Consider the following 24,283-nt stretch of genomic DNA (forward strand, 5'->3'; position numbering starts at 1 on the left):
ACGGGCTCAGCCGAGCACTGGGAAGCGGGCGGCGAATTCGCCGAGAGTGCGCCGCTCCGGTTCACCGAGCGGCAGCCGCCCGGTGGCCCTGAGCAGGTAGTCGTGGTCGTTCCAGCCGGACAGTCGGGTAACGGCGCCGCCGAGCAGGGCGACCACGGTGGCCACCGCGACCCGGGTCGCGGCCGGCCCGGGCGCGGGCGCGTCCGGTAGATCCAGGACCAGGTCGAGGTGGTGGACTACAGCTTCGGTGGTGAAGGTGTCCAGCAGGTCGGCTACCCGCAACACGTGCCCTTGAGTGGTGACGAAACCGGCCGGATCCGCCTTACCTGCGGCGCGCGCGGCGGCCGGTGCCGTGTCGGCCCAGAGTCGAACCACTCCGGACGGGCTGTCGAATGCGGCCGCAGAGCGACGGGCCCACCAGGCGTACCGGGCGCTCCCGTCGCCGCCTGGAAAAGAGTGCCAGTAGCTGACGGAGTCCACGGTGGCCGGTCCGTCGGCGGGGCTGGCCAGCGCGACGAGCGCCCGCTGCGCGTCGCAGAGCACGTGGAAGAGCAGGTCTGCGACCAGCCATCCGCGACAGCGGGTCGGTCGCTGAAGATCGCTGTCGTCCAGGTCTGCCACCACGGTGCTGATGCCGTCGTACGCGTTGGCCAGTGCGATGTGCGAAGCTCGCGACCCCATGCCGGCAGCGTCCCACAGCCGGCGACCGCCGGCGCGTTCAGCGACCTGTCGGGCGGTGCCGGACGGGCGCGGCTTTGCCGGGCATCCCGACGGGCTCAGGCGATCGACCGGCCGGGCTTGCCGAAATGTGGCTGGCTGTGGCGGTGAGAGACCGGCCGGCCATTCGGCCGGACCGGTCTTCCGCGGCTGAACGGCTCAGCCGAACATCTCGTCGAGGAAGCTCTTGCGCTTCTTCCGGCGGTAGTGCCCGTGGTAGCCGTAGTGCTGCTGACCGTGGCCGTAGGCAGGTGCCGGGGCCGGGTAGCCGTGCGGCGGTGGCGGGGGCGGCGGCACGGCACCGTAGCCCGGCTGGTGTGGCGCGGGCGGCGGAGGTGGGGGCTGGTAGCCGCCCGGCCGGGGTGCCTGCTGGGCCGGCTGCGGCGGGGCAGGGGTCTGCTGCGCGCTCCAGTTGGCTTCCGCCTCGAACAGCTTCTCCAGCTCACCCCGGTCGAGGAAGATCCCCCGGCACTCGCCGCACTGGTCGATGACGACGCCGCTGCGCTCGTACTGACGCATTTCTCCGTGACACTTGGGACAGGTCAGGCTCATTGTTCGACGGTACCTGGTCTACTCACGCGGACGCGGCCAGCGCCTCCGTCACCTCGTCGTCGGAAACCTCGTGGAAGTCGTCGTAGTACGCCCCGACAGCGGTGAAGGCTTCCGGCCGCTGGGCACAGATCACCTGGTCAGCCTCGCCGGAGAGCGTCTCGTACGCGTCCTGGGCACCGACCGGCACGGCGACCAGCACCCGACGGGCGCCGAGCTGACGGGCCACCGCCACGGCGGCCCGGGCGGTCGCCCCGGTAGCCAGCCCATCGTCGACGATGACGGCGGTGCGGCCGGTCAGCTCCAGTGGCCCCCGGCCTGCCCGGTAGAGCTGTTCGCGTCGGTCCAGTTCCGCCTGTTCCCGGCGCTGTACGTCGGCCATGTCGGCGGAGCTGAGCTGCCCGGCCACCACGTCGTTGAGCACGCGTACGCCGGCCGGACCGAGCGCGCCGAAGGCGACCTCGGGAGCCCACGGCATACCGAGCTTGCGGACCACCAGCACGTCCAGCGGTGCGCCGAGGCGTTCGGCGACTACCTGGGCGACCGGCACGCCGCCGCGTACCAGTCCCAGCACGACGACGTCCGGTTCGCCGATCAGGGCGGTGAGTCGGTCGGCGAGCACCCGGCCCGCCTCGTTGCGGTCGCGGTAGGTGGTCATGCCTTCAGGTCTACGCCCTGCGGGTCGTCTTCGCTCGCCGGTTGCCGGATCCCGGGAACGTCGAGTGCCGCTGCCCAGACGAGGAACGCCACCGGATAGAGCAGATAGCCGAACCGGGTGCTGGGCATCAGCAGGATCGCCACGAGCAACCCGTACCCGCAGACGAGCGCCGCGGCGCGGGCGGTGCGGGGCGGACGGCGGGCGAGCCGGACGGCGATCGCCGCCGCCGCGGCGACCAGCAGAGCCGCCGCCACGGCCCGACCCGCCGGCAGCGCCTCGGCGATCAGGTGACCGGGGAACGGTGACTGTGCCGGGCTGGAGACCAGACCGTGCCCGAGGGGAACCGCAGCACGTTCTCCACCAGGGCGTGTGAGTCCACCAGCAGGGTGGGCAGCAGCGCGGCGGCGGGTACGCCCAGTGCGCCGGCGGCGACGCGCAGGCCGGCCCGGCGGCAGATGCCCCAGCTGACCAGGACGGCGGCGACCGGCCAGGCGAAGAGTTTGAGCGCACCGGCGAGGCCGACGGCGACGCCGGCCCAACCGGGTCGAGCGGTGGCGGCGAGCGCGAGGGCCAGCAGGCAGAGCGCGAGTACGGGTAGATCGTCGCCGCCGGTGGCGAGGGTCAGTGCGCAGATCGGCAGGACGGTGGCGGCCTGTACCCCGCGCAGTACGGCCGCGGCGTGCCCGACTGTCGCCATCCCCTCGGGTCGGCGCAGGACGCGGACGGCGAGCAGCAGGGCGAGGGCGGTGCCGACCGCGAACCAGACCCGGGCGTCGCTCCACCACGCGTCGCTGGCCGCGCGAGCCAGCCCGAACAGGGCCATGCCCGGTTGGTACGGCGTGTAGCCGAGTAGTTGTTCGCCGGGCGGCAGCGCGGCGATGGCGTCCGGCCCCAGGTAGGGGGTGCCGGTCTCGACCAGTCGCCGCCCGGACTCCTCGACGACGAGCACCTCTTCCTGGGCCCGGTCGGTGCGTCCCGCCGCGCGCTGCACGCTCTGCACAACGAGGGGAAGCAGGGCGACGGTGGTCCAGGTCAGGACGGTGACCAGCCAGCGTGCGGGCACTCCGGTCAACGCCGAGCCGGGCCGGTGGCGCCGCAGTATTAGTTGACCGAGCGCCATGATCGCCGCGGCGAGGTAGCCGAACGCGGCCACGCCGCCCCACGCTCGGTGCGGTAGGAGGGTGGAGGTGGCTGCGGTGATCGCGGCGAAGGCGGCGGAGACCGCGTAGAGGCCGAGGTCGAGAGCGAGTCCTCCGGCGGCGGTGTCGAGCCGGTGCCACCACCCGGTACGGCGGCGGGTCGGGGTGGTGGTGCTCACCCGGGCAAGTCTGTCAGGCCGGCTGGTGACGGCCCCGGCCACCCTGTCGGCGTCCCTGTGGTAGCCGGACCACCGCGCCGGCGTCGTGCAGGGCGACCGCCAGGTGGCCGGTCCGGCCGCCGGTGCCGCGTTTGAGGGCGGCGAGCAGTGTTCCGGCGGGCAGCGGGCGCGCGAAGAGATGACCCTGGCCGGCGGCGCAGCCCAGTTCCCAGAGGGTGTGTCGCTGCGCCTCCCGCTCCACACCCTCGGCCACCACGGCGAGGTCGAGGCTGCGACCGAGATCGAGGGTGGAACGGATGATCGCGGCGGCCTCGGTGGAGGATTCCATGGCGGTGACGAAGCTCCGGTCGATCTTCAGTTGGTGCACCGGGATGCGGGAGAGCAGCGAGAGCGAGGAGTATCCGGTGCCGAAGTCGTCCAGGGCGAGCCGGACGCCGCCAGCACGTAGCCGGGTGAGAACCTGGTCGACGACGTCGAGCTGACTGAGGGTGAGGGTCTCGGTCAGTTCCAGGATCAGCCGGTCGGGCGGCAGGTCGTGGGCGCGCAGCCGAGCCAGCACCGAATCGGGGAACCGGGTGTCGAGAAGGCTGCGGGGGGAGACGTTCACCGCCACGGGTACGTCGAAGCCGGCGTCGCGCCAGGTGCCGGCGGCGACCAAGGCCTGGTCGAGGATGGCCTCGGCGAAGGCCGGAAGCAGGCCCGAACGTTCGACCGTCTCCAGGAAGCGCAGCGGGTCGATCATCCCGTGGGTGGGGTGACGCCATCGGGCCAGCGCTTCGGCGGCGATGACCTCACCGCTGCCGAGGTCGACGATCGGCTGGAACTTGACGGTGAACTCGCGGTCGGCCACGGCCCGGGTCAGGTCGCCGCCGAGGGTGAGACGACCCAGGTCGGCGGTGTCCCGGGCGGACGCGTAGCTGGCCAGACGCTGCCCGGCCCGCTTGGCCTGATACATCGCGACGTCCGCCCGCCGGAGCAGTTCGACCATGCCGCCGGTGGCGGGGGCGGCGGCGATGCCGCCGCTGGCCTCCACGTTGATCCGCATGCCGTCGAGGTCGAAAGGTTCGTGCAGCGCCGCCAGCAGCGTCTCGGCCCGGTGCGCGGCGACCGCGGGCGCGGGCAGGGCGCGCATGAGTACGGCGAACTCGTCGCCACCGAGCCGGGCGACCAGGTCCTCGGCGTGGGCGGCGGCCCGCAGCCGTGCGGCGACAGCGGCCAGCATCTGATCACCGGCGGTGTGGCCGAGGGTGTCGTTGACCTCCTTGAAGTGGTTCAGGTCGATCAGCACCAGGGCGGTGACCCCGTCGGCGTGCCGTTGGTCCAGGTGGTCGTTACCCGCGTCGAGCAGGTGACGCCGGTTCGGCAGGCCGGTCAGCGCGTCGTGCGTCGCGTCGTGTGCGTGGGCCTGGGCCACCCGGGCGAGTTCGGCGTACGCCTGGGCGTTGCGGATGGCGGTGCACAGCGCGGAGGCGAAGGTGTAGAGGGTGTAGTGCTCCCGCTCGGAAAGTTTCACCGGTCCGCGGAAACGCAGCCGCAGCATGCCCACGTCGACCGTCTTGTCGTGCCCTTCCAGGCGGGCAGGGACCACCGCGCCCTGGACGGTGGTGGGCTCGGCTGCCGGTCCGTCGTATGTGACGCCGTCGGCGCCGCCGCGCACCACCCGGTCGGTGTCGCGCAGCTCGACCTCCACCTCGTCGGCGGAGAAGAGTTCGGCCGCCCGGGTGACCGCGGTGGTGAGGACCTCGTGCAGCTCGACCACGTTGAGCGCGTCGGTGGTCTGGGCGAGCCGCTGCCACACCTGCTGCTCGGTGCGCTGCCGAATCCTGCCGGAGTACGCCAGGTGCAGACTGAGCACCAGCGGCGGAACGGCGAGCAGCAACCGAGTATCGATCTCCAGCAGTAGGAGAGTGCAGAGGGCGACGGCGAAACGTACGCAGAAGCCACCGACGCGGAGGTCCAGGTTGTCCCGGAATTGTCGGGAAATCCTGGTTCCGGTGGCCAGGGCGATGACCGGAATGGCGAGGAGGTCGTCGACGAGTGCGGCGGCCAGGTAGGCCAGCGCCAGCATCAGCGACATGCGGAGCAGGTCCTCCGCTGGCCGGGACCAGTCCAGGAGCGCCAGGGTCGCACCGGCGGCCCCGGCGACGAGGATGTTCTTGCCAACGCTGAACGCCCTCTTGATGACTGGCAGCCGGAACGATGCGATCGCGACACCAAGTCCGGTACACAACACCACCCAGGATGTCGGAGCGACGGCCACTCCGATCACGATGGCCATCTCGTTCCAGTTGATCTGGTGGGTGGTTGACCGGATGCGTATTCGCGCCTTGACCGACGTGCCCACCGCGATCATGAAGACCACCGTCGCGATGGTCGCGAAGTCGTCCAGCGACCTCGGTGTGGTGGAGGTCAGGATGAGTCTTGTCGATGCGAGGACGACTATCCCTGCCGATACGACGACGAGACCGACGAGCAGCCGTAGCCGCCGATCGGTCTCAGTGCCGCCTTGCCCGAAAAGTGTCATGACACCTCAGGTCGCGCCCTTACCTCAGGTCACCCTACCTCGGTAAGGCCGGTCGGGAAGTTTGTTGGAGCCTCAGGCCCACTCGCTGCCTTTCATGTCCTACTCCTCACTCGTCGGGAAGCGGGAATCCTGATTGAACGTGCCCGCCTCGCGTGATGAGAGGAGCTTAAGTAGAGAACCTGATGCTTAGCGATAATAAATGTCGCTATGCTCTCTATCAGCCAATACCGTCCTGATTCGTGACGTTCTGTCTATGATGTCCGTGCGCAGCGTTCGATCAGAAGTACGCGTACAGGCTGTTCTCGGTGTTGGTCGAACACAAAGAAGATCCTGCTACCCGTCAGTGTGACGGGTCAAACAGGTGCCGCGCACCGACGAAGTGGGCCGACTGCAATACCGATACGTCCGCTGCTCCACGTTGGGGTCGACGATCTGTGGGTGCGCCGTTCAACCGCTGTCTGGGCCGCCCCTACACCATTGTCCGCCGCGGTCGAGGAGGCGAGAGTGCGTAAAGATTCGAGGTGCTTCGTCTTCAGCTGTTCCCTAAGACGTAACCTGTGCTCCCACCCGGAAAGCCTGCTCCGTTTCTTGCCGCTCCGGTTGAGCTCGCCGTGACGGAGTGCAACATGGCGGGTGCCGGCAGCGTTAAGCTGCATACGGTGATCCTTTGAATGCGGTCAGAGGGGTCGGGTGCAGATTCAGCTTCTCGGCGGTTTCGCGGTGCGCCTCGGCCCACAGGCGTTGCCGCCCGGAACGCCCAAGCAGCAGACCGTGCTGGCCATGCTGGCCTGCAACGCGGGGCAGTTGGTGTCGGTCGAACAACTCGTCGACGAGCTGTGGTCCGATAACCCACCTCCCTCGGCTATCCCGAATGTCCGTACTTATGCGGCTAATTTGCGGCGCGGTCTTGAGGCGATGTTTCCTGATCGGGATGTGCTGATCCGCGCTCGGAACGGTTACCGGCTCGAAGTCGAGTGCTCGGATGTGGATCTTTGTGCCTTTCGCGCGGAGGTGATCGAGGCGCGGCGACTCCTCAGCGCGGACGAGCACGAGGCGGTGCGACTCGTATCCCGTGCGCTGGCCCGCTGGCGCGGACCGATGCTCGCCGGGACAGCCCTCGGACCCGGGCTCTCCGCCCAGGTGGCCGCCGCGACCGAGGATCGGCTGCTGGCCACCGAGTTGTACGGCGAGCTGCAGGTCCGGCTCGGCCACTATGACGAGGCACTGCCGGTGCTACGGGAACTGCTGACCATGCATCCGCTGCGGGAGCCGGCTCACCTGTTGCTCATGCGGGCGCTCCACCTGGGGGGAGACGCCGCCGGTGCCGTGGCGGCGTACACCGCAGCTCGTCGAACCCTGCGGGAACAACTGAACGTCGAGCCCGGGGAGGAACTGCAACGGTTGTATCGAAGTATCAGTCGGCAGGACGCCCGGTCTCGCCGGTCCGGAGCAACCGGAGCGCTGGGTAGGGAGTCGGCTGTTGCCGACGACCAGGAGTCCCGACTGCTCTCCTACCTCCCGCGGACGGTTCCGGACTTCGTGGGCCGTGCCGACGCCGTTGAGCACCTGCTGTCCATGACCTTGCGGGCCGGCGAGCAGAACTGCGCAGTCCATCTCGTCGACGGCATGGCCGGCAGCGGCAAGACGACGCTTGCGGTACACGTCGCCAACCGGCTCACCGACCGATTTCCGGACGCCCAGTTGTTCATCGACCTCAAGGGCCACGACCCCGCCGAGACGCTGGACAGTCCGGTGGCTCTGGCGACCTTGCTGCGGCAACTCGGCACACCCGCCGGTCGGATACCGCCGGACCCCGGAGACCGGCTCGACCGGTGGCGTCGCGACCTGGCTGGTCGCAAGGTGATCATCGTGTTGGACAATGCGGCCGACGCCGCGCAGATCCGGCCTCTGCTGCCCACGGCGCCGGGAAGCCTGGTGATCGTGACCTCCCGTCGACGGATCAGCGGGCTTGACGTCGATCCGCCAGTGTCCCTGCCGCTGCTCAAGCCGGCAGAGGGTGTCGCACTGCTGGCCTCAACAGCAGGGGCGGAGCGGGTGGCGGCGGAGCCCGAGGCGGCAGTGGCGGTGGTGCAGAGCTGTGGTCACCTGCCGCTCGCGATCCGGCTTGCCGGTTCACGGCTCGCGCATCGTCCGAACTGGCGGGTGGCGGACCTGGCAACGCTGCTGGCGAGCAAGGTGCGCCGGCTGGATCACCTGACCTCAGGGGACCGCAGTGTGGCCGGTGCGTTCGCCGCCTCGTACGCCTCGCTGGACGAACCAGCGCAGCGACTCTTCCGACTGCTCAGCGTGCATCCGGGAGACGAGTTCGGCCTGCTGGCCGCCAGCGCGTTGGCCGGCCTGTCGCTCGACGAGACCGCCGACGTACTGGACGCCCTGCTGGACTCCCACCTGATCGAGGAGTTGACGGTGGGGCGTTATCGGATGCACGACCTGATTCGGCAGTACGCCAATGATCTGTCCAACCGGGTGGACCAGGCGAGTGTGCGAAGAGCGGCGCTCGCGGATCTTCTCGATCTGATGCTGCACATCTCTTTTCCGGTGGCCGACAACCTCGAGGTGGGCCGTACCGGTATCCATGTCTCGCTCGGCTCCGCGCGTCGCCCTGACCTGGTCGAGATGCAGTACGACGCTGCCGAGAAGTGGCTGGAGACCGAGCGGTTCAACATGGTCATGCTCGTCGGCCGGGCCCATGACTGGGATTTCCACCAGGAAACGTGGCAGTTGGCGCGGATTCTGTGGCGTTTTCTGTACACGCGGGGATGCTATGACGACATCGTCATGACAAATCGCCAGGGTCTTGCGGCCGCGGAAACGATCGGCGACGAGAAGGCCATGGCCGTGATGCACAACTATCTTGCCTCGGCCTATCTGCGGACCGGCAACTATCCAGGTGCGTTGGCGCACGTGGACAAGGCCGTGGAGATTTGTGAGCGCCGTGGTGACCGAATCAACCATGCGCGGTATCAGGCGAATCTGGTAGCAATCTACTGGCTCCTCGGTGAACCCGAGAAGGCGGTGACTACGGGACTGCACCGCATGCGAAAGGGCACCATTTCGGAAATCCATGAGACCGCCACTCACCTGCCGAACCTGGGCTTGTCATTGGCGTTACTCGGAAGATACGACGAGGCGCTGCGCGTGCATCGCCTGCACCTCTACCTCGGACGCCAGTTGGGTAGCCAGTTCCATATACTCAATGCGCTCGGTCACATTGGTGCGGTCAAGTGCCGCATGGGGCAGTACGACGTGGCAGTCCGCGCATTGCGTACGGCGCTCGTCATGCGGCAACGCACCGGACACCGTTACGCGGAGCCCGAGGTCCGGAACGACCTCGGGGTGGCCCTACGTGGTCTCGGGCGCACGGGTGAAGCGGTCCGCGAGCACGAGACCGCCCGGAGAATGGCAGCCGATGCCGGTGAACCCCACGTGGAGGCGGCGGCCCTGAACGACCTCGCATTGACCCTTGCCGGTTCCGCGGAGACCCCACGGTTGATCGAACTGCACCGCGAGGCGCTGCGGGTAGCCACTCGGGTGGCGCACCCCTATGAACAGGGGCGCGCCCTGGCTGGGTTGGCCGAACACTTGTGGACCATCGATCCGACCGAGGCCCTCCGGCACTGGACGCGGGCGTTGGCGATCTTCCGACGGATGGGGGTGCCAGAGCGGATTGACGTCGCCCGGCGCATAGCTGAAGCCGAAGCCCAGCAGCCGGCGGAAAGCCTGCATCGACCGCCGTCCGCGCTGTCTCTAGCCCTGCCTCACGAGGGGTTAGAAATTGAAGATTGAGGTGCTTGGCGGCTTTCGAGTCTCGTTCGGCTCGTTCGGGGTGGACCTCGGCACGCCGAAGCAACGAACCGTTCTGGCCAAGCTGGTGATGAACCCGAGCCGGACGGTCGCCATAGAGGAGCTGATCGACGAGATCTGGCCCGACGACCCCCCGCGCTCGGCCGTGCCGAATGTGCGGACCTACGCCGCAAACCTTCGACGGACCTTCGAAGCACACGACGCTGGCCGGGGGGTGCTGGTACGTCAGCGCGGTGGATACCGACTGGAGGTCGCCACCGACGACGTGGATCTGTTCCACTTCCTCGACCAGGTCGATCGAGCCCGTCAGCTCAACATCCGCGACGAACCCGAGACCGCACGGTCGTTGCTGAGGCGGGCGATGCCCCTCTGGCACGGGCCACCTCTGCTGGGTGTGCCTCTCGGAGCCTCGCTGGCTGCCGACGTGGCGGCGGCCCAGGAGCAGCACCTCCTCGCCGTGGAGATCCTCGCGGATCTCCACCTCGCGGCGGACCGCGTCGAGGAAGCCCTTCCGCTGCTGTGGCGAACCGTTGCCACCCATCCCATGCGTGAGCCGGCGCTGCTGCTGCTCATGACAGCCCTGCATCGACGCGGTGATGTGACAAGCGCGATCTCGGTGTTTCGGTCCGCGGCCCGAGTGATGCGGACCGAACTCGGCGTCGAACCCGGACCGGATCTCCGACGACTGCATCAGGAGATGACCGAGCAGCGACTGGCCGCGGTGCCGGCCGCCGTCTCAGCCGCATCTGGTGGCAGCGACGGGTCGAGCGCGCGGACCTCGGCGGAACCCGACACCGGTCGGACGGATTGGGACTGGCTACCCAGACCGGTGGCTCATTTCGTTGGCCGGGAGGCCCTCGTAGAGCGGATGGTCGGCCGGAGTCGAGCCGGCGTAGGCCCGGCACCCGTCGTTCACCTGATCGACGGGATGGCGGGCAGCGGCAAGACGACCCTCGCCGTGCAGGTCGCCAGACGCCTGGCGGCCTCGCACCCGGATGGTCAACTCTTCGTCGACCTGCGCGGTCACGACGAGGGCAACGTGATGGATCCCGCCACCGCCCTCGTGGTGCTCCTGCGCCAGTTGGGTGTGCCGGCACCCCGAATTCCAGTGGATGTCGACGAACGGCGGGGGTTGTGGCGCAGGGAACTGTCCGCTCGCCGTGTGGTCGTCGTGCTCGACAACGCGGCGGACAGTGACCAGGTTGCTCCGCTGTTGCCGGTCACCGCGTCGTCGGTCATCCTGATCACCTCCCGTCGTCGACTTCTCGACCTGGATCTCGGGCCTCCCGAATCCCTGTCGGTGCTGTCGCCTGAAGAGGGCGTCCGCCTGCTCGCGGTCAGCGCTGGCGAAGAGCGGGTGCACGCGGAACCTGAATCCGCCGCAGAGATAGTCCGTAACTGTGGTTACCTGCCGCTGGCGATCCGGCTGGTCGGGTCGCGACTGGCTCACCGACGCAACCGCCGGTTGGTCGACCTGGCCGCTCGTCTGGCCGCGAATGACTCTGGGCTGGCCAGCTTCGGAACAGGTGAGCGCAGCGTCGCTGCGGCCTTCACCGCCTCGTATGAGCCGTTGCACGAGGTGAGTAAGCGGGTGTTCCGCTTACTGGGTCTACATACCGGACATTACTGCACCAGCATGGTCGCGGCGATGTCCGGGTTGTCGTACGCGAAAGCCGGTCACATCCTCGACGATCTGGTCGACCGTCACTTGGTCGAAGAATCGGAGGACGGTCGTTACCGGATGCACGACCTGGTTCGACAGTTCGCCCGCGAGAAGTGCCTGGAGACAGATTCGGTGGAGGTGCGAAGAGCTGCGCTCGCCAGTCTGCTCGACCAGGTCATGCAATTGTCGATCGTCGCCACGACGTCATTGAACAGGCTCATCGACATCTACCGCGACATTGGCGACGTAGCGCCGGAGCGACCCGATATCCAGCCTGGTTCCGAGACGGTCGACATCGACTGGGTCGAGCGGGAGCGGGGCAACCTGAATCTGTTCATCGAACTGGCGGCGAAGAACTCACTCCACGGCTACACCTGGAAGATGGCCCGTGTGCTGTGGCGCTTCTACTACGTACGTGGCTACTTCGAGGATATTCAGCGTACGCACGAGCTGGGGCTGGCCGCCGCAGAGCAGGCGGGGGACGGCCGGGCCGTCGGCGTCATGAAAAATTACCTCGCCTCGGCGTTGATCAAGACCGGTTCGCATGACCAGGCGGTCCGGTGCCTGAAATCTGCGCTGGTGGATGCTGAATCAATCGGCCACCGTGGAGACATCGCCCGGATCCGGGGGAACCTGAGCGTGGTGCACTGCTTGGTGGGTGATTTTCACGAGTCCGCCGATCTCGCGCTGGCGGCACTACGCGACCTTCCGATGCGGCTGATAGGCCAGGTTCGGGTACACCTGCCGAACGTCGGCATCGCCCTCACCTGGTTGGGTCGCTACGAGGAAGCGCTGCGGGTGCATCGCTGTCATCTGCTCTGGGCGCGGGTGGAAGGTGACCGATACCAGATCGCCAACGCATTGAGCCACATCGCCGCCGTTCGGACTCGCAAGGGTGAGCACGCCCAGGCACTGCGGCTGCTGCGATCCGCCATGATCCTTTATGCCGAGACGGGGCATCGGTACGGAGAGGCCGACGCGCGCAGCGTGATGGGCGTGGCGTATCGCGGCGTGGGTCTGCTCGCGGAGGCCCGGCGGCAGCACGAGTTGGCGCTGGAACTCACCGGCCACTCGGCCGAGCGGCAGGCGGAGTGCACCGCGTTGAACGAGTTCGGCCTGACGCTGGCGGCCGACGGCGACATCGACGCCGCCGTGCGGGCCCACAGGCGAGCGCTCGACCTGGCGGTCCGGATCGACAACCGTTACGAGCAGGCCCGGGCGCTGGCCGGTCTGGCCGAGCACCTGCTGGGCGCGGACCCGGCCGAGGCGCGGCGACATCTGGAGCGCGCACTGGTGCTCATCGTGCCGACCGGGGCACCGGAGCGGTTCGAGATCGAGCACCGTCTCGCCGAGCTGAAGCGGCGCACGCCGACCTGCTGATCGCCGGACCTCTCCGGCCCTCGTCCTTATCGATTTCTTATCGCCGGGGTCGTTAGCCTCCCGGACGTTCGCCGACGGGGGGAGATCCGACAGTTGCCGGATCTCGTCGCGACCCCTGCCGCCGGGTCTACCCCAGCAACCCGAGGCAGGCCGGTCTCGGAAGGAGCGGCGCGGGAGCGCCGCTCCTTCCGAGCGCCGTACCGACTGTCGCACGGCACGGATAGGCTCGCGACCGTGACCGAACCTGCCCAGCTCACCCACGTCGACACCGCCGGTGCGGCGCGCATGGTCGATGTTTCCGCCAAACAGGTCACCGGTCGTGCGGCGACCGCCGCCGGCCGGCTGCGGACCACCCGTGAGGTGATCGACCTGCTGCGTGGAGACGGCTTGCCGAAGGGTGATGCCCTGGCGGTCGGGCGACTCGCCGGGATCATGGGCGCCAAGCGCACTTCCGACCTGATTCCGCTGTGCCACCCGATCGCCCTGCACGGTGTCACCATCGACCTGACGCTGACCGCCGACACGGTCGAGATCACCGCCACCGCCCGTACCGCCGACCGCACCGGCGTGGAGATGGAGGCGCTGACCGCGGTCGCGGTCGCCGGGTTGGCTCTGGTCGACATGGTCAAGGCCGTGGACCCGGCGGCCAGCGTCGACGCGGTCCGAGTGCTGCGCAAGGAGGGCGGCAAGACCGGCCTGTGGCAGCGCCCGGAGGACCGGCCGTGATCCGCGCCCGGGTGGTGGTGGCCTCCAACCGGGCCGCCGCCGGTGTCTACGCCGACACCAGCGGCCCGCTCCTCGTCGCCGGGCTGCGGGAGTTGGGCTGCGCGGTGGACGAACCGGTGGTCGTGCCGGACGGCGACCCGGTCGGCCAGGCGGTCTGGGCGGCCGTGGCGGACGGCATCGACGTGGTGCTGACCAGCGGCGGCACCGGGATCACCCCCACCGATCGCACACCCGACGTGACGCGGGCCCTGCTCGACTACGAGATTCCCGGCATCGCCGAGGCGATCCGAGCGCACAGCCGCGACAAGGTGCCTACCGCCGTACTCTCCCGAGGGGTGGCCGGGGTGGCCGGCCGCACGCTTGTGGTGAACCTGCCCGGCTCGACCGGCGGGGCACGGGACGGCCTCGCCGTGCTGGGACCGATCCTGGCCCACACGGTCGATCAGCTGCGCGGTGGCGACCACCCGGCGGCCGGTTAGGCTCGGCCGGTGAGAAAGGAAACCGCCTCCACCGACGAGGTCTCCGCGCCACCGCCGGCCGACTGGGCGCAGGCCGCTCAGGTGCACGCGGCCGGCCTGGCCGCCGCGCTGCCCGCCGTCGGCTGCCACTCGCCGGGCCGACGGGCACACTCTCGCCGAACCACTCACCCCCCGGACCGACCTGCCGGCGTTCCCGACGTCGAGTGTGGACGGCTGGGCGGTTCGTGGTGCCGGCCCGTGGCGGGTCGTCGGGCGGGTCCTCGCCGGCAGTACGGCTGCCCCGTTGACCGAGGACGGAACGACGGTCGAGATCGCCACCGGGGCGATGGTGCCGGCGGGTGCCTCGGCGGTGCTCAGGGTGGAGGAGTCGAGGCGTACCCCGGCGGGGTTTGTCGACGGCGTGCCGCGTGCCACGCCGGAGTGGCGGCGGCCCGGCGAGGAGGCGACCGCCGGTGAGGAACTGCTGCCGGCCGGAACACCGGTCGACCCAGCGGTGATCGGTCTGGCCGCCTCGTGTGGCCTCGACACGCTGCGGGTACGCCGGCAGCCTCGGGCCGCACTGCTGGTCTTCGGCGACGAGCTGCTCACCGCGGGCCCGCCGGGCGACGGGCGGGTCCGTGACGCGCTGGGCCCAGCGGTGCCGGGCTGGCTACGACGGTACGGCTGCCGCATCGATCCCGACGGCGTGGTCGGCCCCGTCGCCGACACGCTTGACGCTCACGTGGCCGCGCTGCGCGCCGCCCTGGACCACGCCGAACTGGTCTGCACCACAGGCGGCACCATGCACGGCCCGGTCGACTACCTGCACCCGGCGCTGGCGACGTTAGGTGCGGAATACGTGGTCAACACGGTCGCGGTGCGTCCCGGCTTCCCGATGCTGCTGGCCAGGTTGGTCGGTGCCGACGGTCAGGTCCGGTTCGTGGCCGGGCTGCCCGGCAACCCGCAGTCCGCCGTCATCGCGCTGGTGTCTCTCGTGGTCCCGCTACTGGCCGGGCTCGCCGGTCGGTCGTTGCCGACACTTCCGCACGCCGTCCTCGCCGAGTCTGTTGCCGGCCGTGGCAACCAGACCCACCTGGCGCTGGTGCGGCTCGACCGGGTCGCCGGGACGGCCCACCCGGTCCGGCACGTCGGTTCGGCCATGCTGCGCGGGCTCGCCAACGCGGACGGGTTCGCCGTGATCAGCCCCGGCACCACCGGCTCGGTGGGTGATCGGGTTCCGATCGTGCCGTTGCCGCTGCTACCTGGGGAGCGGGCATGGTGACCGTCATCAGCACCGTTACCGACCAGCCACTGGATCTCGCCGCCCACGAGGCGGCGGTCGCCGACCCTCGGGCCGGCGCGGTGGTGTCGTTCGCCGGGGTGGTGCGCGATCACGACCACGGGCGGTCGGTGGTCAGCCTGGAGTACGAGGGCCACCCGAACGCCGCGAAGGTGCTCCAGGAGGTCGCCGACGAGATCGCCGCCGACCCCGACGTGTACGCCGTGGCGGTGTCGCACCGCATCGGCCCACTGGCCATCGGCGACGTGGCCCTGGTGGCGGCGGTCAGCACCGCCCACCGCGCCGCCGCGTTCGCTGCCTGTGCCCGGCTGGTGGACGAGGCGAAGGCCCGGCTGCCGATCTGGAAGCGGCAGGTCTTCACCGACGGCACCGAGGAGTGGGTGAACTGCCCCTGAGCGGTGGGCCTAACGCCGTCCGTACAGCATCGAGGCGCGCGCCGCCCGGTCGGTGTGGAAGGCGGGTTCCGCCCCGGGCCGCCACGGCAGTGCGGCGACCAGCAGGATCAGCGCCAGCGCCAGGGAGTTCTCCATCAACGCGCCGAACAGGCCGTCCTGGTAGTGGGAGACCTCCGGCAGTTGGTGCTCGTACGGCCAGATGGGCGAGATCAGGAAGAGCAGGTAGAGCCCGATGGCGGCGATGCCGTGGCGGAACCCGGTGAGCGTCGGGTACCAGATCGGTGGTCGGAGGGTGGCGACTCCCGGCGGCCCGCCGTACGGCGTTGACGCGGATCGGATCGGCCCCCGGCTGGCATCGTGCCGACGGATCGCGTTGTCGGCCAGGACGATGATCGCCGGGATCACCCAGACGAGGTGGTGCGTCCAGGAGATCGGGCTGATCACGTTGGCGGTCAGGCCGACAAGCGTGAAGGCGGTCAGTTCGTCGCCGTCGGAGTGGGCGTTGGACGCCCGGGACAGCCCGAGCGCCAGCACCAGCACGGAGAAGGCGAGCCAGAGCAGGCCGGGGGTCTCGATCGAGTCGTAGAGCCGGGCCAGCAGACCGGCCAGGGACTGGTTGGGCGTCATGTCGGCGGCGCCCACCCGTTCGGTCTGCCACAGCACGCTGCCGAAGTAGTCGCGGGACTCCGCGCCGACGATGCCGAAGCTGCCGATGGTCACTCCGACGGCGGTGCCGACGGCCGTCGCGGCCACCCGCCACTGTCGAGTGATCATCAGGTAGAAGATGAACAGGGCCGGGGTCAGCTTGACGGCGGTGGCCAGGCCGATGCCCACGCCGGCCCAGGCACCGCCGTAGACGAACCGCAGCAGCGGGCCGTCGTCCTCGGCCTGGTGGGTGCCGCGGCGTGAGCGCCAGCGCAGGGCGACCAGGTCGGCCAGGATCAGGGCGAACAGCAGCAGGTTGACCTGCCCGTAGCCGAGCGTCTCCCGGGTGGGTTCGATGGCGACGGCCAGCGGCGTGGCGATGGCCACCGTGTACCACAGTGGCCAGCCCAGCCGGTCGACGATCGGGCGCAGCAGCGCGGCCAGCACCACGGCCAGCGCGGCGATGCTGACCGCGGCGTTGACCAGACCGGCCAGGGTGACCGGCAGGTGCGCCATCGGCAGCATGGCCAGCCCGGCGAAGGGAGGGTAGGTGAAACCCAGAGTTGTGTCGGGCGCTACGAACTCGTACAGCTCGTGACCGCTCGCCCACCAGACCACCGCGCCGTGGTAGATCTTCATGTCGAAGAAGTTGTACGGACGCCCGAAAGCGCCGATGGCAAGCCATGCGGCGTAGGCGACGGCGGCGACGATGCCCGCCCGTACGACTGTCCTACGATCGATCCCACGCGTTACGCGACGGACTGTGGCGAGGCGGTCCAGCCCTCTACCGACGATCGTCGGCATGGCGTGGCCACCCCCGTACCAAGGTCGTCCTACCCGTCCAGGTCCAGTACGGAGCCTAGAACGGCGCCTCACGTCAGTGCCTCCCGCGTTATGCGACCGTGTCCGATCCCACACATTCTTTTGACATTTCCACCGCGTTAACGCCTACCGGGCGGTTCAGGTGATTCGCGGCCTTAGCCTGGGTGGGGGTGGTTGGATCGCAGCTCAGCGGGGGTGAGGGGGACGCCTACCGCTCAGCCGGGCAGCCGCCGAGCGGTGGCGGCGGACCGGAGGGCGATCCGGGCCTCCCGACGGGCGGTCCGGACGGCGCGGCGCACCGACCGTCGCGAGTGGCCGATGCGGTGACCGGCCCGCCAGCGTAGTCCGGGCTTACCCTCCGTGTCCGCGGCGGCGAGCAGCAACCCACCGAAGAGACCGAGGTTCTTCAGGAAGTGGATCTGGTTGTTGCTCTTCGCTGCCGGGTCGTCGTTGAGCCAGAAGGGGTGCCCGGCGAGGGTGACCGGGATCAGCGTGCCGGCCAGCACCAGGGCCGCCGGCCGGGTGAACCGCCCGGTGGCCAGCATGAGCCCGGCACCGAGCTGCACGGCCGAGTTGGCTCGGATCAGGGTTTCAGTATCCGTGGGGATCCGCGGATGCGCCCGCTCCAGCAGCGGCGTCACCCGATCGGTTATCGGTTTCGCGGTGGGCGTCAGGCGGCCGGGGTTGGCGAAGTTGCGGGCGCCGCTGACCACGAAGATGCCGCTCAGCATGGCGCGGGCGAGGGATCGTACGGGCGTCATGGAACAGTCATACCCTGTCCGGGGCGTGACTACGCCCCGCAACGGGGTATGTCGATCGATCGAGTGTGTCGGTGCCGCCGCGCCCGGAATCGAGGACCGTCGCGGATGGACGGGTCTTCCGGGGTACCCTACGCCGCGTGACGACCCTGCGGCTGCGACCCGAGGACCCGGCCGACACCGGCGCGATCCGCCGGGTGCTGGCCGCGGCGTTCGCCCGACCCGACGTCGCCGTCCCACCGGAGGTACGCCTCGTCGACGAGCTGCGGGGCAGCGACGCGTGGCTGCCGGAGCTGGCGATGGTCGCCGAGTACGGCGGGAAGATCGTCGGTTGTGCCCTGCTCACCCGGGTGCTTGTCAATTCGGGCACGGCCAGCACACCGGCGCTGGCATTGGGCCCGGTGGGTGTGGCGCCGCACCGGCAGCGGATCGGGCTCGGCACGTCGGTGGTGCAGGCCGCCCTGGAGGCGGCTACGGAACTCGGTGAGCGGCTGGTGGTGGTCCTCGGCGATCCGGCCTACTACCGGCGCTTCGGCTTCAGCCGGGCCGACCAGTTGGGCCTGACCAGCCCCTGGTCCGGCCTCGGCGAGCCGTGGCAGGCACTGGTGCTGCCGCCGGCCACCAGCGGCGAGCCGCCACCCCCGCGGGGCGAGGTGGTCTTCCCACCGCCCTGGTCCAAGGTCTGACCGCTGTCTCACCTGGACTCGCCTGCCATGTCACAGCTCGGACCGCTGACCGACCACACGATGCGGATCGCTCGGTCCGGCGCGGCGAGTTCATGTGAGTGGCTCGACAGGACCGCAGGAGGGCATCGACCACCGAACGCCGTGCCGTGGCGCGCCGCAGCCGCGCCAACTCTGGCCGGTCTCCGTGGAGATCCAGCTCAGGCGGGCTGGGTGCGCAGGTAGCGGCCGAAGTGGGGGACGGTGAAGGCGACGGTGCCGCGTTCCCCGGAGTAGATCAGCCCTTTCTTGATCAACGCATCCCGAGCAGGCGAGAGGCTGGCAGGCTTACGGCCGAGGGCTCGGGCGATCTCCGAGGTCGGCGCCGCCGCGTCCATGTCGTCCCGGCCGCCGCCGTCGTTGTCCCCTTCGACGAGCGACAGCGTCGCCATCGCGCGCATGTACTCCCGCTCGGCGGGGGTGGCCCGCTCGAAGCGGGAGCCGAAGAAGCCCACGGCCAGCTCCGCCTCGGCCTCCGGTGCGGCGACGCGTACGTCGGCCGGGGTGATCGGTGACCGGGGGGCGTGGTCCCAGGTCGCCTTCCCGTACGCCTGCACGAAGTACGGATATCCGCCGGACTTCTCGTAGAGCAGGTCGAGGGCCTTTGCCTCGTACGCCACGTCCTCCCGCTCGGCCGGCGCGCAGAGTGCGTGGTCGGCGGCGATCCGGTCGAGGCGGTCGATGCGCTGGTAGCGGAACAGCCGCTCGGAGTACGACTTCGCCGCGCTCAGCACCGCCGGCAGGTGCGGCAGCCCGGCCCCGACCACGATCAGGGGCGCGCCGAGCTGCGAAAGCTCGTGGCAGGCGGCGCAGAGCGCGGAGACGTCCTCCGGCCCGAGGTCCTGCATCTCGTCGATGAAGATGGCGACGCCGGTGCCCACGTCGCTGGCGACGGAGGCGGCGTCGGTGAGCAGTTCCACCAGGTCGATCTCGATGTCGCCGGAGTCGGCCCGCCCACTTGCCGCTGGCACGTCGATGCCGGGCTGCCACCTGTCGCGCAGCTTCGGAGCGGCCCCACCCCGGCCGGTCGGCGCGCCACGTTGGGCGAAGGCCTTGAGCACCCCGAGGAAGGCGTCGATCCGCTCCGGTGCCCGGTGCCTCGGTGCCAGCTCCCGGACGGCCATGTGCAGGGCGGCGGCGACCGGTCGGCGCAACGACTGATCCGGTCGTGCTTCGATCTTTCCGCTGCCCCAGAGCCGGTTGATCGCCTGCGAGCGCAACGTGTTCAGCAGGACGGTCTTGCCGACGCCGCGGAGCCCGGTGAGCATCAGGCTGCGTTCCGGTCGGCCGCGGGCGATGCGTTCCAGGACGATGTCGAAGACGTCCAGTTCCCGCCCCCGCCCGGCGAGTTCGGGCGGACGCTGGCCGGCGCCCGGCGCGTAGGGGTTGCGGACCGGATCCACGCATCGCAGAGTATCGGGCCGTCTAGAGGAGAGGCTAGAGATGGATAGACGGCGGTACCGGCGTGTTGCCCTCGACCAAAAACTAGTGCTGTCTAGTCTGCAGGCTAGACAGCACTAGTTTCGGTGATAGGTCCTCAGCCGCGCTGCTTGAGGCACAGCACGAAGTCGAGCGAGTCCAACTCGCTGTCGTAGAAGTACCAGTTGGTGTAGCCGTCGACCGCCGCGCACTTCTCCTCGGCGTCACGCTCTCCGCTGGTCTTGCCGTCGATGCGCCGCAGCACCTCGTACGACCTCGGCGCACACTCACTCAGCAGCAGCCTGGGCTTGCCGCCGGCCCCCGAGTCGTTGCGTACACACTGCCCCGCCTGCACGAAGCGGGGGTCGGCGGAGGATGCGGCGGCCGGGTCGTCGGGCGTGGTCTCGTCGTCCTGAGCGTCCGGGGCGGGTGCCCCCTCCTCGGTCGGCGCGGCCACCGGGGTCGGTGCCTCGCCGTCCCGCCCGAGCAGATAGAACGCCGTCGCACCGCCCAGCATCAGCACCAGACCGGCTGCCAGCACGACGAGCATCCGTCCGCGCCGGCGCGGTGGCGGTGGCGCGGGGGTGCCGGCGTACCCGGTCTCCGCGTCGTGCTGGTGGGCGGACCGCTCCCAGGTATCCGGAGCCTGTGGGAGGTGTCCCGGGTCGGTGGTGCCGTACCAACCGCCGCCGTGACCTGCGGAGTCGTAGGACTCGCCGGGCCCGTAGCGCTGTCCACCTCCGTGGTCCCGGCTGTACCCGTGGTCCTGACCGCTGCCGGGGTCCTGGCCGTACCCGTAGTTCTGTCCGGGGGCGCGACCGTGGGACTGGTCGCCGTACGGGCGACCGAACTCGCGGGTCTGGTCCGGGTCGTGCGGCGGCGGTGCGTCGGGCGGCCGGCCGTGGCCGTACCACTCGCCGGGTTGCGGCTCGTGCCACGGCTGCGGGCCCGGCCCCGGTGGTCCGTAGTTCGCCATGCACGCCCTCCTGAGCCTCGGGTGGAGCCGGTGGGTGGTCGGACGACCAACCGGCACCGCCACCGTCACCGTAGTGCGTGCGGACGGTCCAAGGTGGCACAGCCGCCGAGCCGGTCGGCAACCCGACCGGCCCAGGTGCGCTGTCTGGACAGCGCACCAGCGTCAGATGAGGCGCAGCTGGCGGTCCTTGGGTCGCCGGGGGCCCGCGCTGTCGCCGAGGCGTTCGAACAGGCCCGGGTCCACCGCGTCGATGAACGGTGACGGGCGGCAGTCCCGCTCCGAGCCGTGCCGGAACCGACGGGCGGCGTGGCTGACGTAGAGCCGGTCCTGGGCCCGGGTCAACCCGACGAAGAAGAGTCGCCGCTCCTCGGCCACCGCTGCCTCGTCGGTCGGGGCGCCGGGCCAACGCAGTGGCAGCAGCCCGTCCTCGACACCGACCAGGAAGACCACCGGAAACTCCAGACCCTTCGCGGCGTGCAGGGTCAGCAGGGTGACCGCCTCGGCACGCGGGTCGATCGCGTCCACCTCGGCGCCGGTGGCGAGCTGTGACAGGAACATCTCCAGGTCGTCGCCGCACCGGCGGGCCAGCGGTGTCAGCAGGTCGACGGCGGTCCGGACGTCCTCCGGGCGTATCCCGCCGGACCCGTCCAGGGTCGGGATGGCGAACCGGTCCGCGAGCACCTGGCCGGCGAGGCGTACCCGGGCGGGCAGGGCACCCTCGACACCGGGGGCGTGCCGCAGCTCGCGAGCGATGGCGGTGACCCCGGGGCGGTCCCGCAGCCGGTCGTGCGAGCGCTTCTGCACCGGGATGTTGGCCCGGGCCAGCGCGTCCACGATCGGGGCCGCCTGCGAGTCCGTGCGGTACAGCACCGCGATGTCCGAGAAGGACAGCGTGGTCGACCGGCCGTCGATCCGGCCGGAATCGAGCGACCGGTGGGACAGGCCACCGACCAGCTCGTCGACGGTGCGTACCACGAAGTCGGCCTCGTCCGCGACGGAGGTGGCGGCGTACCGGCCGACCAGCGGGGCCTCCGGGTCGAGCCGGGCCGGATCCAACCGGCGACCCCGCACCAGCGATGACGGCGCGATGGCCTGCACCGCGGCGGCCAGGATCGGCGCCGACGACCGGTAGTTGCGGTTGAGCCGGACCAGCCGGGCATCGGTGAAGTCCTGCGAGAAGCGCAGGAAGTACCCGACGTCGGCACCACGGAACGAGTAGATCGCCTGGTCCGGGTCGCCGATCGCGCACAGGTTGCCGTCGGGTGGACTGAGCAGGCGCAGCAGTTCGTACTGCACCGCGTCGACGTCCTGGTACTCGTCGACGAAGATCCACCGCCAGCGCTCGCGGTACCGGTCGACCAGCCGCCGGTCCTGAAGCAGCAGCGCCACCGGCAGGGTGAGCAACTCGTCCAGGTCCACCAGACCCTGTTTGCGCAGCAGCGTCGTGTAGCGGGCCGGATCGTCCCCGGCCTCGGCCCGCACGGCGGCCCGCTCCGCGTCGTCGGCGATCCGGAAGCCCTCGACCAGCCCGGCGGCCTGGGTGTTCTCCCGCAGGATGGTCAGCCCGAGCGAGTGGAACGTGCCGACGGTGACGTCCTCGGCGACCGGGCCCAGCAGGCCGTCCAGGCGGTGCCGCAGTTCCTCGGCGGCCCGCCGGGTGAACGTGATGGCCAGGCACTGCTCGGGAAAGACGTTCAACTCGGCGCACAGGTACGCGATGCGGTGGGTCAACGTGCGCGTCTTGCCGGTACCGGGACCGGCGACGATCAACAGCGGACCTCCGGGGGCCGAGGCGGCGACCCGCTGCATCGCGTCGAGCCGGTCGAGCAGGCCGGTGCCGACCTCCTCCATGCCGGCGAGCATCGGTTCGAACGGCTCGTGCGGAGAGGGCGCCGGCGCGATCGGCGGTGCCGGGACCGCCGGCCTGCGCTTGGGCTCAGGCTTCGCCGGCGGGCGCTGCGCACCGGTCGCCGGCTTCGTCGCAGCACCCGTCTTGGCCATGGACTCCGAGGCACGTCGCGGTGCGGGCACCACCGGTACGTCGAACAGCGTCTCCTGCCCGGCGGACACCCCGGTGCCGTCGGTCAGCTCCGTCGGGTCGAACAGGGTGATCACGCCGTACTCGCCGTCGTAGCCCGGCACCCGGCGGACCTCACCGCGACGGAGCCGGCCGATGCCCTCGGCGAGCAACTCGCCGCCGATCCGGCCGATCTCGTCCAGCGGAACGCGAATCAGGATCTCCAACTCCGCGCCGAGCGCGGCGACCAGCTCGGTGAGCTTCCCCTCGACCCGCTTCGAGCGCGGACCAACCTTGTGGATCTCGCCAAGGATCTCGGCGAGCTGGATCAGGTGGGTCACGTCGGGAGCGTGCTGCGGCCGGTACCCCTCGGGCCGGTCGGCCAGATCCTCGACCCGGCTCAGTACGCCCACCGTCAACGGCTTACCGCACTCCGGGCAGCGTCCGCCGGCCTCCCGGGTCCGTTCCGGTGCCCAGTTCACCCCGCACAGCCGGTGGCCGTCGGCGTGGTACTTGCCCTCCTCAGGGAAGAACTCGATCGTCCCAGCCAGCCCGTCACCGGTACGCAGCGCCTCCCGGATGGCGAAGTAGTCCCGGGCCGAGGCGAAGACGGTGGCCTCCCGGGCGAGGGCGGGTGGTGAGTGCGCGTCGGAGTTGGAGACCAGCCGGTAGCGGTCCAGGCTGCCCACCCGCCAGTTCATCGCCGGGTCCGAGGAGAGCCCGGTCTCCACCGCGAAGATGTGTTCGGCCAGATCGGCGTAGCAGTCGGCGATCGCGTCGAAGCCGGACTTCGAGCCCAGCGCGGAGAACCACGGCGTCCAGATGTGTGCCGGTACCAGGTATCCGTCCCCACTCGCCTCCAGCGTGATCTCCAACAGATCGCGCGAGTCCAGACCGAGGATGGGCCGGCCGTCCGAGCCGAGGTTGCCGATCCGGCCGAGCGCGGCGTTGAACCGGCCCACCGCGTCCAGGTCCGGCAGGTAGATCAGGTGATGAACCTTGCGGGTCCGGTCGTCCCGCTTGTAGATCGTGGAGATCTCCACGCTGAGCATGAACCGGACCGGATCGCCCTCCGCCTCGCTGGCCAGCCGGGGCGGCAGCCGACGGGCGATGTCCCGCTCCGCCTGCGGCGACAGCCGGTACAGGCCCGGCTCGGCGGGATGCAGGGTCTCCCGCAGGTGGTCGTACCAGGCCGGATGGGTGAAATCACCGGTACCGAGGACCGCGATGCCCTTGCGTCGCGCCCACCAGCCCAGGTTCGGCAGGGTCAGGTCGCGGCTACAGGCCCGCGAGTACTTCGAGTGGATGTGCAGGTCCGCGACGAAGGGCGACAGGCCACCGGGGGGTACGGCGCTGAACGGGGGCACGCCGCATCCTGTCACGACCGGCTGCGCTCCCGCGCGCCGCCACG

14 protein-coding genes and 3 pseudogenes are annotated in these 24,283 nt (G+C 70.1%); 7 read left to right on the forward strand and 10 right to left on the reverse strand.

Annotated features, from left to right (window positions below):
- Positions 1–6: 6 nt before the first annotated feature.
- The 5 genes and pseudogenes from ENC19_RS20860 to ENC19_RS20880 all read right to left on the reverse strand — a co-directional run bounded on the left by ENC19_RS20860 (position 7) and on the right by ENC19_RS20880 (position 5,766).
- The gene (locus ENC19_RS20860; RefSeq protein WP_164448795.1) at positions 7–681 is read right to left on the reverse strand and encodes a maleylpyruvate isomerase N-terminal domain-containing protein; all 675 of its coding nucleotides are present in this window, start codon (positions 679–681) and stop codon (positions 7–9) included.
- Between the two features lie 195 nt (positions 682–876).
- Positions 877–1,269: a TFIIB-type zinc ribbon-containing protein gene (locus ENC19_RS20865; RefSeq protein WP_164448796.1), complete on the reverse strand. Its 393-nt coding sequence runs from the start codon at positions 1,267–1,269 to the stop codon at positions 877–879.
- Positions 1,270–1,291: 22 nt separating this feature from the next.
- Positions 1,292–1,924 (reverse strand): phosphoribosyltransferase, encoded by a 633-nt coding sequence (locus ENC19_RS20870; protein ID WP_164448797.1) that lies wholly within the window; start codon positions 1,922–1,924, stop codon positions 1,292–1,294.
- Positions 1,921–3,242 (reverse strand): annotated as a pseudogene (locus ENC19_RS20875) (glycosyltransferase 87 family protein). The gene ENC19_RS20870 and the pseudogene ENC19_RS20875 overlap by 4 nt, the downstream one beginning before the upstream one ends.
- A gap of 13 nt (positions 3,243–3,255) precedes the next feature.
- Positions 3,256–5,766: a putative bifunctional diguanylate cyclase/phosphodiesterase gene (locus ENC19_RS20880; protein WP_164448798.1), complete on the reverse strand. Its 2,511-nt coding sequence runs from the start codon at positions 5,764–5,766 to the stop codon at positions 3,256–3,258.
- Positions 5,767–6,456: 690 nt separating this feature from the next.
- Between ENC19_RS20880 and ENC19_RS20885 the strand changes: the two genes are divergently transcribed.
- The 6 genes and pseudogenes from ENC19_RS20885 to ENC19_RS20910 all read left to right on the forward strand — a co-directional run bounded on the left by ENC19_RS20885 (position 6,457) and on the right by ENC19_RS20910 (position 15,513).
- A complete protein-coding gene (locus tag ENC19_RS20885) occupies positions 6,457–9,573 on the forward strand; it encodes an AfsR/SARP family transcriptional regulator (RefSeq protein WP_164448799.1) in 3,117 nt (1,038 codons plus the stop codon).
- A gap of 40 nt (positions 9,574–9,613) precedes the next feature.
- Positions 9,614–12,634 (forward strand): AfsR/SARP family transcriptional regulator, encoded by a 3,021-nt coding sequence (locus tag ENC19_RS20890; RefSeq protein ID WP_373688919.1) that lies wholly within the window; start codon positions 9,614–9,616, stop codon positions 12,632–12,634.
- Between the two features lie 234 nt (positions 12,635–12,868).
- A complete protein-coding gene (gene moaC, locus ENC19_RS29580; RefSeq protein ID WP_164448801.1) occupies positions 12,869–13,360 on the forward strand; it encodes a cyclic pyranopterin monophosphate synthase MoaC in 492 nt (163 codons plus the stop codon).
- Positions 13,357–13,839 (forward strand): MogA/MoaB family molybdenum cofactor biosynthesis protein, encoded by a 483-nt coding sequence (locus ENC19_RS29585; RefSeq protein ID WP_164448802.1) that lies wholly within the window; start codon positions 13,357–13,359, stop codon positions 13,837–13,839. The genes moaC and ENC19_RS29585 overlap by 4 nt, the downstream gene beginning before the upstream one ends.
- Positions 13,840–13,848: 9 nt before the next feature.
- A pseudogene (locus tag ENC19_RS20905) lies at positions 13,849–15,100 on the forward strand (molybdopterin molybdotransferase MoeA).
- Positions 15,094–15,513 (forward strand): molybdenum cofactor biosynthesis protein MoaE, encoded by a 420-nt coding sequence (locus ENC19_RS20910; RefSeq protein WP_164448803.1) that lies wholly within the window; start codon positions 15,094–15,096, stop codon positions 15,511–15,513. Before ENC19_RS20905 ends, ENC19_RS20910 begins: the two are co-directional and overlap by 7 nt.
- A gap of 9 nt (positions 15,514–15,522) precedes the next feature.
- Here the strand turns inward: ENC19_RS20910 and ENC19_RS20915 are convergent, their stop codons facing one another.
- Both ENC19_RS20915 and ENC19_RS20920 read right to left on the reverse strand, forming a co-directional pair.
- The gene (locus tag ENC19_RS20915; protein ID WP_164448804.1) at positions 15,523–16,962 is read right to left on the reverse strand and encodes a glycosyltransferase 87 family protein; all 1,440 of its coding nucleotides are present in this window, start codon (positions 16,960–16,962) and stop codon (positions 15,523–15,525) included.
- Between the two features lie 233 nt (positions 16,963–17,195).
- Complete coding sequence (locus tag ENC19_RS20920; protein ID WP_164448805.1) at positions 17,196–17,741, reverse strand: DoxX family protein; 546 nt, start codon at positions 17,739–17,741, stop codon at positions 17,196–17,198.
- Positions 17,742–17,878: 137 nt separating this feature from the next.
- Between ENC19_RS20920 and ENC19_RS20925 the strand changes: the two genes are divergently transcribed.
- Positions 17,879–18,424 (forward strand): GNAT family N-acetyltransferase, encoded by a 546-nt coding sequence (locus tag ENC19_RS20925; protein WP_164448806.1) that lies wholly within the window; start codon positions 17,879–17,881, stop codon positions 18,422–18,424.
- Positions 18,425–18,621: 197 nt separating this feature from the next.
- On the opposite strand, the gene ENC19_RS20930 is transcribed toward ENC19_RS20925, so the two are convergent.
- The 3 genes and pseudogenes from ENC19_RS20930 to ENC19_RS20940 form a co-directional block, all read right to left on the reverse strand.
- Positions 18,622–19,863 (reverse strand): ATP-binding protein, encoded by a 1,242-nt coding sequence (locus ENC19_RS20930; RefSeq protein ID WP_164448807.1) that lies wholly within the window; start codon positions 19,861–19,863, stop codon positions 18,622–18,624.
- Positions 19,864–19,997: 134 nt separating this feature from the next.
- A pseudogene (locus ENC19_RS30475) lies at positions 19,998–20,456 on the reverse strand (LppU/SCO3897 family protein); the annotation flags it as partial.
- 561 nt (positions 20,457–21,017) lie between these two features.
- Positions 21,018–24,239: a UvrD-helicase domain-containing protein gene (locus tag ENC19_RS20940; protein ID WP_164448809.1), complete on the reverse strand. Its 3,222-nt coding sequence runs from the start codon at positions 24,237–24,239 to the stop codon at positions 21,018–21,020.
- Positions 24,240–24,283 lie beyond the last annotated feature (44 nt).

The organism is Verrucosispora sioxanthis, assembly GCF_010560025.1.
Taxonomy (GTDB): domain Bacteria; phylum Actinomycetota; class Actinomycetes; order Mycobacteriales; family Micromonosporaceae; genus Micromonospora; species Micromonospora palythoicola.

What these genes read in the sequence shown, in the direction of transcription:
- ENC19_RS20860 (WP_164448795.1), bottom strand. Translation starts at nt 681, where the DNA reads ATGGGGTCGCGAGCTTCGCACATCGCACTGGCCAACGCGTACGACGGC.
- ENC19_RS20865 (WP_164448796.1), bottom strand. Translation starts at nt 1,269, where the DNA reads ATGAGCCTGACCTGTCCCAAGTGTCACGGAGAAATGCGTCAGTACGAG.
- ENC19_RS20870 (WP_164448797.1), bottom strand. Translation starts at nt 1,924, where the DNA reads ATGACCACCTACCGCGACCGCAACGAGGCGGGCCGGGTGCTCGCCGAC.
- ENC19_RS20880 (WP_164448798.1), bottom strand. Translation starts at nt 5,766, where the DNA reads ATGACACTTTTCGGGCAAGGCGGCACTGAGACCGATCGGCGGCTACGG.
- ENC19_RS20910 (WP_164448803.1), top strand. Translation starts at nt 15,094, where the DNA reads ATGGTGACCGTCATCAGCACCGTTACCGACCAGCCACTGGATCTCGCC.
- ENC19_RS20915 (WP_164448804.1), bottom strand. Translation starts at nt 16,962, where the DNA reads ATGCCGACGATCGTCGGTAGAGGGCTGGACCGCCTCGCCACAGTCCGT.
- ENC19_RS20920 (WP_164448805.1), bottom strand. Translation starts at nt 17,741, where the DNA reads ATGACGCCCGTACGATCCCTCGCCCGCGCCATGCTGAGCGGCATCTTC.